Origin of the sequence: Pseudomonas sp. 2995-3 (genome assembly GCF_002742565.1) — a bacterium.
Classification (GTDB): domain Bacteria; phylum Pseudomonadota; class Gammaproteobacteria; order Pseudomonadales; family Pseudomonadaceae; genus Aquipseudomonas; species Aquipseudomonas edaphica.
Window position 1 is genome coordinate 279,542 of record NZ_LJSB01000125.1, and the last position, 10,503, is coordinate 290,044.

Sequence of the window (10,503 nt, forward strand, 5' to 3'; positions counted from 1 at the left end):
CAATCGGCGAAAAGGGATGTTTTTTACGTGATCCATAGTGCAGTGGTGCTGTTGTGGTTGGGGCTGTGTGCCGTGCAGGACGTTCGCCAGCGCTTGCTTGCCAATCGCCTGACGCTGGGCGCGGCGTTGTTGGCGTTGATCTACCTCGTGTGGACGGGCAACACCTGGCTCGGCGCCTCCGTCGGGCAGGGGCTGTGGGCGTTTTTCCTGGCGCTGCTGCTGACCTTGCCCGGTTACGCCCTGGGCCGCCTTGGAGCGGGGGATGTAAAGCTGCTCGCGGCCTTGGCGCTGGCCTCCAATGCCGACTATTTGCTGGGTTCATTTGTGGGGGCCGCGATCGCCAATTTGGTGTGGCTATTGGCAGCGCCAAAGCTTTGGCCGCTTATGAGTCAAGGGGTTAAAAAGCATCTGGGTTATCTGGCGCCGGACCCGTCAAGAAAACTGCCGTTTGCGCCGTTTTTACTGGTGGGGTTCGCCGCCACCTGGTTTTGGATCCATTAATCGCCTGAGGGTATTAACGCTATGTACATAGTCGGAAAGTACGTCTACGTTTAATACGTAGATGTACGGGAATATTCGTGGTGAAGGATTAGTCAAACTTTTGGCTTGCAATGCATGGAGTAGCGCGTGAACAAGCTTACCTCTGCAGTAAAAGTGCTCGTGGTCGACGATCAACCGCTGATCGTGGAAGAGCTCTGTGAATTTCTTGAAAGCAGCGGTTTCCGCTGCGTCCCGTGTGAATCCAGCCAGCAGGCCTTGAAGCGTTTTACCGAAGACGCCGAGATTGGCCTGGTGCTGTGCGATCTGCATATGCCGGACATGGACGGCATCGAGTTGGTCCAGGCCCTGCAGAAGGTAGCGGGCAAGCAACGCGCCTTTGAGGCGATCATGTTGACCGGCCGTGCGGACAAGCAGGATGTGATCAAGGCGCTGCGCGCGGGGATCGCGGATTACTACCAGAAGCCAATCAACCTCGATGAGCTGCTCGAAGGCTTGCAGCGCCAGGAAGCGGCGTTGGAGGAGCGCAAGAAAGAGCTGCAACTGGGGCACTTGAACCAGAAGCTGCAATTTCTTTCCGAGTCCATCAACGACCTGTACCAGGACCTCGACAAAGCACGCCGCAGCCCGCCAGGGCATGAGAATGACGAGGCGTCGGCCGAGGAGGCCGGGCCGGTGGAGATTCCGGCGATCTTCAACCAACTGTCGCCACGTCAGCTGGATGTGGCGCGGCTGGTGGGCAAGGGGCAGACCAATTATCAGATTGCCTGTGAGCTGGGCATTACCGAGAACACCGTGAAGCTGTATGTGTCCCAGGTGCTGCGCCTGACGCACATGCATAACCGCACGCAGTTGGCGCTGGCGTTGTCGCCCAACAACTCGGCGATGCGCCAGCGAGTCACCGCCCACTGAGTGGGAGCGGGCTTGCTGTGGCGAGGGAGCTTGCTCCCGTTGACTGCGCAGCAGTCTCCGGCTTTTTTGGGGGCGCTTCGCACCCCAGCGCAAGCAAGCTTGCTCGCCACAGAAAGCCCGCTTGTGTCTGAATGATCGTTCCCACGCTCTGCGTGGGAATGCCGCCCAGGACGCTCCGCGTCCTGCTATCAACTACCGCCCTGGGCTGTCCCGCCCGCCTTCTGATCGAAGTACTCCGGAATCGGGTGCTTGTAGCTTTCCAGCAAGCGTTGCGCCGCCAGGTCACGCTCGGCGGCGGAAGCTTTTTGCTGGGTGCTTGAGGCCGCTTTCCCGCTGGACTGCAAGGTCAGCCAGCTTTCGGTCACCGCCTGCTGCGGCGATGACGGGCCGGGCTCAATGGCCATGACACTGAGGGGCAGTGCCAGCACGGCGAGGCTGGTGAGATATAGCATTTTCATGATCAATTCCTCGGGGTGCTTGCGGCATCACTCATGGTAGCCACCTGGTCTTTGACCTTGGCGACGGGAACGCTGGCGCCTTTGAGTTTCTCGGCGCGGGCCTGGGCGTCGGTAACCTGTTCAGGGCTCAGGTTCATTTGGCTGGCCACCTGCGCGGCCTGCTTCCAGTTGTCCTGATAGATCATCAGGGTCACCAGATTGATCGCCGCCAGCGGGTCGCTCTGCTTGAGCTCCATGGCAGTCATGAACTCGAAGCGTGCGTCTTCCAGGCGCAGTTGGTTGAGGTACACCACGCCCAGGTCATTGCGGATTTTTTCATCCGTCGGCGCTAACCGGGCCGCGCGTTGCAAGTGCGCCATGGCTTGGCCGTTGTCGCCCTCGGCCGAGGCCAACTGGCCCAGGCCGTGTTCGCCTTCAGCCGCCATGCAGGTGCCGATCAGGCTTTGATAAAGCCCCTGCGCCTCGCTACGCCCGAGCAGGCGATACGCCTTGGCCTGGCGCAGGCGCACCTGGGGCAGGTTGGCCGGCAGGCTCTGCAGGTTCGCCAGGCTGGCGTGCAGCTTGCCGTCGCCGGCCATTTCATCGGCCAGGTTCAGCGCCAGTTCCTGGTCCGACCCTGGTTTGGGGCAACTGCCGCCCGCTGTCAGGGCCGCCCACGGCGTTTGGCCGTTGGTGGCACACCCCCCGAGCAGCAACAGGCTCAAACCGGCTATCAAGGCTTTCATCGGGCGGTCCTCATAAGTTACTCAAGGCCCGGGAGATGCCGATGAACGCCGGCCCCCCGAGCACGATCAGCAGGGCGGGAAACAGGAACACCATCATCACTACCGACATCTTTGCCGACATCTTCGACACGAACTCCTGAATGCGCGTGAGGCGGCGGTCGTCGAGCAATTGTTTGAGCGCCAGCAGCGATTTCATTGCACCGCCGCCTTGCTGGACCAGTTGCTGGAGGATGGTGCAGGTGTCGGTGAATTCATCCACGGCCAGCATCCGCGCGGTCTTGCCCAGCTCTTCGCTCAGCTCCAGGCCGGAGTCGACACGCGTCAGGATCAGGCGCAGTTCATAAGTCAGGTCCGGCAGCAGGCGCTGCGCTTCAATGCTCAGCACGCGCAGCGCTTGTTCAACCGCCATGCCGGACTCGAACAGGATGCGCAGCAGCGGAATGAAGGTCGAGACCTCACGGGAAATGCGCTGCTGACGCGCCTTGGCGGCCCAGGCCAGGATGCGTTTGGGCAACAGGTAACCGATGCCCATACCGATTGCGGGCGCCAGCCACGGCGAGGCCGTGTGGGGAAACAGCAGCTCCTGGCCCACCAGCACCACGCCCAGCGCCACTAGCGGCGTGCCGACCTGCAGGGCGGCGAACATGGAACGTTGGCTGGCCTGGCGCCAACCGACGCGGCTGAGCAGCAGTTGGGTTTCGTTGTCCAGACTGACCGAGCGTTGCGCGATAGGGCTGTTGCCCAATTGGCGCATCAACGTATTGAGCGTGCGTTCACGGCCCATCTGGCCCTGCAAGCGCTGGGCGACCAGGCGCTGGCCGCGCCGGTGTTTGAGCAGGTTGGCCAGCACCAGCGCCAGGGCGGCCAGGAGCATTACGGCGCTGATCAGCAGTGGGATAGCCATCTCATACACTCCGCAGCATGCGCCACAAGGTGAAGCAGCCCAGCAGTTGCATGCCGAGTGCCACGAACAACAGCGTGCGCCCGGTGCCGTCGTTCCACATGGTCATCAGGTACGCCGGGTTCACCACCAGGAAGTAGCCGATCATCGAGATGGGCAGGGCGCCGAGCACGTAGGCGGTCACGCGGGTTTCGCCGGTCAGGGCGCGCAACTGGCGGGCGGCCTGCTCGCGCTCGCGGATCATCTTGATCAGGTTTTCCAACAGTTCGCTGGCATTGCCGCCATAGCGATGGTTGATCTTCAAGCCCAGCGCAAACAGGCGAAACTCATCACGCTCGTAGAACTCGGCAAAGTCGTGGGTCGACTCCGGCAGGCTTACGCCCAACTGCACATTGCGCTGGATACGGCCCATGGCCTGTTGCAGCGGGTCTTCGGTGATCTCGATACCGCCCAGCACCGAGTCGGCCAGGGTGCGCCCGGCCTTGAGGCTGCGCACGGTGTGGTCGAGCAATTGCGGCAGCTGTTCGATCATGCGCTTGATGCGCCGCTGGTAGCGCCAGGCGATGTACAGGCGCAGCAGCACCGGCGGCAGCACCAGCATCACCAGCAGGCCGAGCCAGCCGGCCACCAGCAGCCCCAACGCCACGCCCAGGGCCCAGATCGCCAGCCACAGGCCCAGGCTGTCCGTGGGTTTGCCCAGGCCTGCGCGCAGGAACATCCGTTCCACGCCACTCCACTGGTTGGCTTCTTCGGTGAGCTGCGGCTGGCCCTCGGCGAGCCGGCTCAGTACCCGCTCGGTCTGGGCACGGCGCAGGCCGTTCTGAAAGGAGCGGATCGACAGGCCGATCAGGATCAAACAGATGAGTAGCAGGATGGCCCCGGTCATGGTCATGTCCCTTTCAAGGCTAAGCCGGTTCGCGGCGCAGTTTATCGCCGGCAGGGTTGACCGCCTCGCGCAAGAAGCCGAAGCCAGTGCGCCGGTCATGGCGGAACAGGGTATTGGTCACGTACACGTCTTCGCGGATACCCACCACCTCCACCACTTCGCTGACGCAACGACGCCCGTCCGGCAAACGGGTCAACTGGATCACCACATCGAGCGCCGCGCAGATCATTTGCCGCAGGGTTTTCTCCGCCACCACACGGCCGGTCAAGCCCACCAGGGTTTCCAGGCGCAGCAATGCATCGGCAGCGTTGTTGGCGTGCACGGTACTCATGGAACCGTCGTGGCCGGTGTTCATGGCGGTGAGTACATCAAGCACTTCCACGCCACGGATCTCACCAAGGATGATGCGGTCGGGGCGCATCCGCAGGGCGTTGCGAATCAGGTCGCTGGCCTTGACCTCGCCGTGGCCCTCGGCATTCGGCGGGCGGGTTTCCAGGCGCACCACGTGGGGGTGGCCCAATTGCAGCTCGGCCACGTCTTCGATGGTGACCAGGCGTTCATGGGGGTTGATCAGTTGGCTGAGAATATTGAGCAGCGTAGTTTTACCGGTGCCGGTACCGCCGCTGATCAGGATATTGCAGCGCTTGCCCACGGCTTCCTGGAAGAAGTCAAAGATGTTCTGGTCGATGGTCTGCATCGCCACCAGGTCGCTGCTTTTGAGCATGTCCTTGCGAAACTTACGAATCGACAGGCACGGCCCGTCCAGGGCAATCGGCGGGATGATTGCATTGACCCGGCTGCCATCCGGCAGGCGTGCGTCGACCATCGGCGACGATTCATCCAGGCGCCGACCCAGCGGTGCGAGGATGCGTTGCATCACGCGTTCAACGTGGTGCGAATCGATAAAGCGCAGGTCGCTTTGATGCAGCAAACCGTCACGTTCGATAAACACCCGGTGCGGGCCGTTGACCAGGATTTCGGTCACTGACGGGTCGCGCAGCAGCACTTCCAGCGGGCCGAAACCGGTCAGTTCATCGACGATCTCTTCGGCCAGGCGCTCCATCTCATAACGGGAAATCGCCAGGTGCATGCGGTTGATGTATTCAGCCACTTTGTCGATGACAAACTGCGCCAACAGCGGGCGTGAACCCTCCAGCAAGTTTTTGCCTGACTCCTCGATGGCATCGATGATGTAGCGATGCAGCACCAGCTTGAGCCCGTCGTGGTCAGTGTTGCCACCGAGGCCGCGAGCGGGGGCGCCGAAGAGTTTTTCACCGTTCATTTGCCAGCCCTCAGCAGGCGTTCAAACCAGGTGTGCGAGGGTTGCTTCATGCCTTCGGAGCGCTTTGCCAGGCGCTCGCCCAAAGCTTTGAGGTTGTGGGTCAGGGTTTCGCGTGGGGCCAGGGCGAACAGGGTTTGCCCTTGGTTCTTGGCATTCAGGCGCACCTCCGGGCTCAGCGGCAGCACCGCGATCACCTCCAGCCCATAGCTTTTGCCCAGGGCTTCGGCGTCGGGCGCGCAACCTTTGATGTAACGGTCGACCAGCAGCTTGGCGTGTTCCAGCTTCATGCCTTTTTCGCGCCACTGGTTCAGCACGCCGAGGTTGCGACGGCAGTCCAGCACACTCTGGTCGGTACACCACAACAGCTTGTCGCAATGGCTGACAAAGGTGCGCAGCGCTTCGCTGTCGGGCTGGCCGGCGAGGTTTACCACGATGTGCTGGAAGTGTTGGCGCAAGGCACTGAGCAGCATGTACAGCTCGGCCGCGCTGGTCTGTGCCAGGGGCTCGTCGTTGGGGGCGTAGGCGAGGATGCGCAGGCCGTCTTCGGCGCAGGTAAACGCGCTGTTGATCAAGGTGCTGTCCAGGCGCCTGAGGTGGCGCAAGGCATCGCCGAAATTGAACGAGCTTTCCAGCCCCAGCAACGCCAGGCTGTCACCGCGCGGCAGGCCCAGGTCGAGCAACAGGGTTTGCTGGCCGCTCTTTTGCACCACCAGCGCCAAGTGGCTGGTCAGCAATGCGCCGTCGGCATTGCTCTGGGTGCCGTAGAGCACGGTCAGGCCACCCAGTTGGGTGTTGGTGGTCACCGGCGGCAGGCGTTTGCTCAGGCGACGTACCAGCCCGGCGACTTCGCTGGAGCGTGAGCCATAGGCGACAAAATCGCGGGCGCCGGCGCGCATGGCATTGAGTACAAGCTGGTTGTCCATGCCATCGCCGAGGGCGACGATGGCGAGCATCGGCTTGGCCTCCAGCGCGCCTTCGATCAGCGCGCTTTGGGCCACCACGTGTTCGCGGTCGAGGCCGATAAACACCAGGTTGGCGAAGGTCACGTCCACCAGCGCGAGCAGCTCGTCGAGGGTGCCGCTGCCGGCGCTGACCACTTGGCCAAGCGGTGCCAGCGCGCCCTGCAGCCATTCCAGGTCGGTGCTGTTGCGGGTGATTGCCAGAAACGTCTGGCTCAGGCTATCGCTCATTGAGACAACCCATTGAGTCGGTCGAAATTGCCATTTTCCAGGAAGTACAGGCGGTACCAGTTCGGGTCGTAGTTGCGCAGCTTCTCGCCGGGCAAGGACGGCAGTTGGGCGTTCGCGGCCAGCGGCTGCACCAGGTGCGGGGTGACGATCATCAGCAGCTCTTTGTCCTGGCGGTTGACCGAGGAATCACGAAAGAACGCACCGAGAATCGGGATATCGCCCAGGCCTGGAAACTTGCTGATATTGGTGGTGTTGGTGCTGCTGATCAGGCCGCTGATCACAAAACTTTCGCCGTCGGCCAGTGACACGCTGGTGTCGGTGCGGCGGATGGTCAGGGCCGGCACCTGGATGTTTTGAATGACCACGGCATTGGTGTAGTCCAGCTCGCTGACTTCGGGGGCCACCTTGAGGGAGATGCGATTGTGGTCGATCACCGTTGGCGTGAGTGTCAGGCGAATGCCGAACTCTTTGTACTCGATCGAGATGTTGTTGCTGGCGCTGCTGGGCACCGGGATCGGTACTTCGCCGCCGGCCAGGAAAGTCGCACTTTGCCCACTCATGGCTACCAGGCTTGGACGCGCCAGGGTGTAGGCAAAACCACTGCTTTCCAGGGCATTGATCAGGGCAGAAACCCGCCCGCCGCCAAAGCCGATATTAAAGTTGGTGGTGCTCACCGGCAGCTTGAACGTGTCGACGGTAGGCGAGAGCAATTTGGGGCTGCCGAGGAAAAAGTTGCTGCCGATGCCGAGGATCTTGGTGCTGGCTTCCTTGAGTTTGGAGCGGCTGACTTCGACGAAGCGGATATCGGTCTGTACCTGGCTGGGCAGCGTCGGGTCTTCTGACGGCGACAGCGACAGGCTGGTCAATGCCGAGGTAGCCTTGCCTTTGACGAACACCATGCTCTGGCGCGGCGTGTTCGAACAGGCGGTCCAGACCATCAGGCTGGTGGTGCCGGAGGCCACGCCGGTGAGCAGGAAACCGCGATCGCCATTGAGGTGTACGTCGGCAATTTTCGGGTCGCCAATGGCCAGGCGTGTGATGGCGACAGGGGATTGCAGCTCCTGTTGCAGGCCCTCGCCCACCGACAGTGCTGCGGGTAATTGGCCCAGGCTGCCGCAGTTGCCCGGGGCGGCTGCAACGAGCCCCACAGACAAGTTCGACAGCATCAGGGCACAGGCGATTTTCAGCGTGAACACCGGTGCGAAACGTCGGTTCATGCACAGCATCCTTGTTCAGTCGGGTGTTTGTTGGGTTGCTTGATTACCGCGTATCACCTCAACACCGGTGCGGCGCGCGGGGCCACCCTGGGCGACTTTTTTGGGCGCCTGGACGAAGGCCAGCTGGGTGAATTGGTAGAGGTCGCGGTTAGCGCTTTGCAGCTTGCCCGGTGCATCGCTCTCACCGGCCCAGTAGTGGCTCAGCAAGCGTTCATCGGCGCTGCGCACCGCCAGGCGCAAGGTGCCGGCCTGGGTCGCCAGCATCAGTTGGCTCAGCAGTTGTTCGGGCACGGCCAGCACCACGGTGCGAGAGGGGGCATGGCGTTGGGCTTTTTCTTCGGCGGTCATTGCTGGTGGTGAAGCGGGAACGCCGTCGTTGGTCAGGCCCATTTGATCGCCGACACTGAGCAGGCGCATGGCAGGGATCACCACTTGAGCGGATTGTTCGACGTTGGCGACGTCCTGGCGCAGGTACAGCAACACGTCCACATAGTCGCCTGGGCTCAATTGGCCGGCAGCGCCAATCACTTCATCGACGGCAACCGCGAGGGCGCGTTCGTTGGGGCGGATCATGCGGGCCAGTGGGCCACCGGGGCTGAAGCTCTCATCGTTGAGCCAGGTGCCGGCCTGCAAGGCGCGCCATGGTGTGCGGCCGATGGCCTGGTCAACACTGGTCATACTGCCCGCTGGCGCTGTGCGCAGTTTTTCGATGCTCAGGTCTGCGGCGGTCAGGGCAATAAAGGGCGGTACATCGTGGGCCAGTACCACCACCGATTGGCGGGTCTGGTCCTCGACCACGGCGACGGCTTTTTCTACCGGTGCGGTAGGCGGTGGTGGCGGCGCCGGGGCAGGTTCGCGGCTGAGCACCAACCCCCAATAACCGGCAAACAGCGCACCGACCAAGAGCACACCGGCAAGTACCATGCTGAGACGCGTGTTCATGACGGCTCTCCTTTTCCTGTTGCACCAAAACCCGTCGATCCCAACAGGCTAATTCCGCAACTCGGCTGCTATGAACAGTGACTAACTATTTCGCTATTTGAAGGTAGTTCAGCTAGGACAAAATGCCATTACTGACAGAAAGATTTCTTCGTGGCGCGCCTCGATAGCCTTGAAAACAAGGGATTCAGGCGCCAGCAAAACGACCACTACTTTGTGATTAATCAGTTCTTACAGTTGTGAGGGTGGGGTTTGTTGACAATGCTCAGGTGGCACATGGCAATTACTGTGCAGCACCGAGCTAGGGCGTCTGGTCGCCCATAGGAGTAGTACGATGATCCTCGAACTGTTGATTAAACTCCATGTTCAACTTCAGCTACTTTTTCATCGCAAAGAGGGCGCGACCGCGATTGAGTACCTCATTCTCGTGGCGATTGTAGCATTGGTGATACTGGCAGCCGGGACGACGCTGGGGCCTCAGATTACGGCCTTCTTTGCCAGAATTCAGGCGGCGATCACCGCGTTGTGAGTTTGGGACGGCCTGCTGTTGATTTCAGATGGTTTTGAGTGGTGACATCAGGTAGTGCCCATGAATGCTGCAGCTGTACCTTTCCGTCAACAAATCCTGTTGGTGGACGACGAAGAAGATGCCCTCGTAGAACTGGCGGAGTCGCTGGAGAACGAGGGCTTCGTTTGTTTTACCGCCAGCTCTGTGACTTACGCATTGCAGGAACTGACGCTGAATCCTGACATTGCCCTGGTTATCACTGACCTGCGTATGCCAGAGGAGAGTGGGATATCGTTGATCAAGCGCTTGCGTGAGCACACGGATCGTCAGCATTTGCCGGTGATTGTGATGTCTGGGCATGCGGAGATGGATGATGTGAGTGACATGCTGCGGTTGCAGGTGTTGGATTTGTTTCGCAAGCCCATTTATCTGGTGCGCTTGATTGATACGCTTAACAGTCTTTTTCCTTTGCGCAAGTCTCGGTTGTAGCGGGGGTTGTTGAGTACATATCCGTTGCTGCGGTAACGGCGGCCTATGGTTCCGCTCTTACAGCGGGTCACTTTTGGCAAACGCCCCAAAAGTAACCAAAAGGTCTGTGCCCCACCACTCGGCACCTCGCTTAGGCTCGGTGTGCCCTCACTCCGGCTTGAATCCGTGGGCCGCCGCGATGGGCCATCCTTGGCCCAGCGCGGCTAACCCGGCGTCCTGCCGGGTTACCCACGGATTCAAGCCTGCGTTCGGCCATCGTGGTTAACGGGGCGCCTCAGATCAAAAGCAGAGCACGGCGGCCTGAAAGCCGACCTGAGTGGTTGAAGCAAAAGCCAGATCAAGTGCAAAGCCAAAGCCTATCTACTTGATACAACTCGGTCTGAATGTGGGAGCGCATGCAGTTTTGAATATGAGGTCGGCTGCGGATTTGCATACACTGAAGAGCTGCTTTTCTGTGGGAGCTGGCTTGCCTGCGATGCAGACACCTCGGTACATCAG

12 protein-coding genes are annotated in these 10,503 nt (G+C 61.0%); 4 read left to right on the forward strand and 8 right to left on the reverse strand.

Annotated elements, in window-relative coordinates:
- Nucleotides 1-27 precede the first annotated feature (27 nt).
- Together AOA62_RS06330 and AOA62_RS06335 are read left to right on the forward strand one after the other, a co-directional pair.
- Nucleotides 28-501 carry a prepilin peptidase gene (locus AOA62_RS06330; RefSeq protein ID WP_099548147.1) on the forward strand — a complete coding sequence of 158 codons (474 nt, stop codon included), beginning with the start codon at nt 28-30 and terminating at the stop codon, nt 499-501.
- Between the two features lie 126 nt (nt 502-627).
- Complete coding sequence (locus AOA62_RS06335; protein WP_017136725.1) at nt 628-1,410, forward strand: response regulator transcription factor; 783 nt, start codon at nt 628-630, stop codon at nt 1,408-1,410.
- Between the two features lie 188 nt (nt 1,411-1,598).
- On the opposite strand, the gene AOA62_RS06340 is transcribed toward AOA62_RS06335, so the two are convergent.
- From AOA62_RS06340 to cpaB, 8 genes are read right to left on the reverse strand one after another with little or no spacing between them, the layout of a single operon-like run.
- Nucleotides 1,599-1,868 carry a DUF3613 domain-containing protein gene (locus AOA62_RS06340; RefSeq protein WP_017136724.1) on the reverse strand — a complete coding sequence of 90 codons (270 nt, stop codon included), beginning with the start codon at nt 1,866-1,868 and terminating at the stop codon, nt 1,599-1,601.
- Between the two features lie 2 nt (nt 1,869-1,870).
- The gene (locus tag AOA62_RS06345; protein WP_099548148.1) at nt 1,871-2,593 is read right to left on the reverse strand and encodes a tetratricopeptide repeat protein; all 723 of its coding nucleotides are present in this window, start codon (nt 2,591-2,593) and stop codon (nt 1,871-1,873) included.
- 10 nt (nt 2,594-2,603) lie between these two features.
- A complete protein-coding gene (locus AOA62_RS06350) occupies nt 2,604-3,497 on the reverse strand; it encodes a type II secretion system F family protein (RefSeq protein WP_099548149.1) in 894 nt (297 codons plus the stop codon).
- A gap of 1 nt (nt 3,498) precedes the next feature.
- Nucleotides 3,499-4,380: a type II secretion system F family protein gene (locus AOA62_RS06355; RefSeq protein ID WP_026013678.1), complete on the reverse strand. Its 882-nt coding sequence runs from the start codon at nt 4,378-4,380 to the stop codon at nt 3,499-3,501.
- A 19-nt stretch (nt 4,381-4,399) separates the two neighbouring features.
- Entirely contained in the window at nt 4,400-5,662 is a 1,263-nt protein-coding gene (locus AOA62_RS06360) for a CpaF family protein (protein ID WP_017136720.1), read from the reverse strand.
- On the reverse strand, nt 5,659-6,852 hold the full coding sequence (locus tag AOA62_RS06365) for a pilus assembly protein (RefSeq protein ID WP_099548150.1): 1,194 nt from the start codon (nt 6,850-6,852) through the stop codon (nt 5,659-5,661). Before AOA62_RS06365 ends, AOA62_RS06360 begins: the two co-directional genes overlap by 4 nt.
- Complete coding sequence (locus tag AOA62_RS06370; RefSeq protein WP_099548151.1) at nt 6,849-8,069, reverse strand: type II and III secretion system protein family protein; 1,221 nt, start codon at nt 8,067-8,069, stop codon at nt 6,849-6,851. Before AOA62_RS06370 ends, AOA62_RS06365 begins: the two co-directional genes overlap by 4 nt.
- Before the next feature lie 15 nt (nt 8,070-8,084).
- A complete protein-coding gene (gene cpaB / locus AOA62_RS06375; protein ID WP_099488030.1) occupies nt 8,085-9,011 on the reverse strand; it encodes a Flp pilus assembly protein CpaB in 927 nt (308 codons plus the stop codon).
- A gap of 331 nt (nt 9,012-9,342) precedes the next feature.
- On the opposite strand from cpaB, the gene AOA62_RS06380 reads away from it, so the two are divergent.
- On the forward strand, nt 9,343-9,537 hold the full coding sequence (locus tag AOA62_RS06380; RefSeq protein ID WP_017136716.1) for a Flp family type IVb pilin: 195 nt from the start codon (nt 9,343-9,345) through the stop codon (nt 9,535-9,537).
- Between the two features lie 60 nt (nt 9,538-9,597).
- Nucleotides 9,598-10,005, forward strand: coding sequence for a response regulator (locus AOA62_RS06385; RefSeq protein ID WP_017136715.1), 408 nt, complete (start codon nt 9,598-9,600; stop codon nt 10,003-10,005).
- Nucleotides 10,006-10,503 lie beyond the last annotated feature (498 nt).

Excerpts from the sequence above, each read along its gene's own strand:
- AOA62_RS06340 (WP_017136724.1), bottom strand. The coding sequence starts at position 1,868 with ATGAAAATGCTATATCTCACCAGCCTCGCCGTGCTGGCACTGCCCCTC.
- AOA62_RS06345 (WP_099548148.1), bottom strand. The coding sequence starts at position 2,593 with ATGAAAGCCTTGATAGCCGGTTTGAGCCTGTTGCTGCTCGGGGGGTGT.
- AOA62_RS06350 (WP_099548149.1), bottom strand. The coding sequence starts at position 3,497 with ATGGCTATCCCACTGCTGATCAGCGCCGTAATGCTCCTGGCCGCCCTG.
- AOA62_RS06355 (WP_026013678.1), bottom strand. The coding sequence starts at position 4,380 with ATGACCGGGGCCATCCTGCTACTCATCTGTTTGATCCTGATCGGCCTG.
- AOA62_RS06360 (WP_017136720.1), bottom strand. The coding sequence starts at position 5,662 with ATGAACGGTGAAAAACTCTTCGGCGCCCCCGCTCGCGGCCTCGGTGGC.
- AOA62_RS06365 (WP_099548150.1), bottom strand. The coding sequence starts at position 6,852 with ATGAGCGATAGCCTGAGCCAGACGTTTCTGGCAATCACCCGCAACAGC.
- AOA62_RS06370 (WP_099548151.1), bottom strand. The coding sequence starts at position 8,069 with ATGAACCGACGTTTCGCACCGGTGTTCACGCTGAAAATCGCCTGTGCC.
- cpaB (WP_099488030.1), bottom strand. The coding sequence starts at position 9,011 with ATGAACACGCGTCTCAGCATGGTACTTGCCGGTGTGCTCTTGGTCGGT.
- AOA62_RS06380 (WP_017136716.1), top strand. The coding sequence starts at position 9,343 with ATGATCCTCGAACTGTTGATTAAACTCCATGTTCAACTTCAGCTACTT.
- AOA62_RS06385 (WP_017136715.1), top strand. The coding sequence starts at position 9,598 with ATGAATGCTGCAGCTGTACCTTTCCGTCAACAAATCCTGTTGGTGGAC.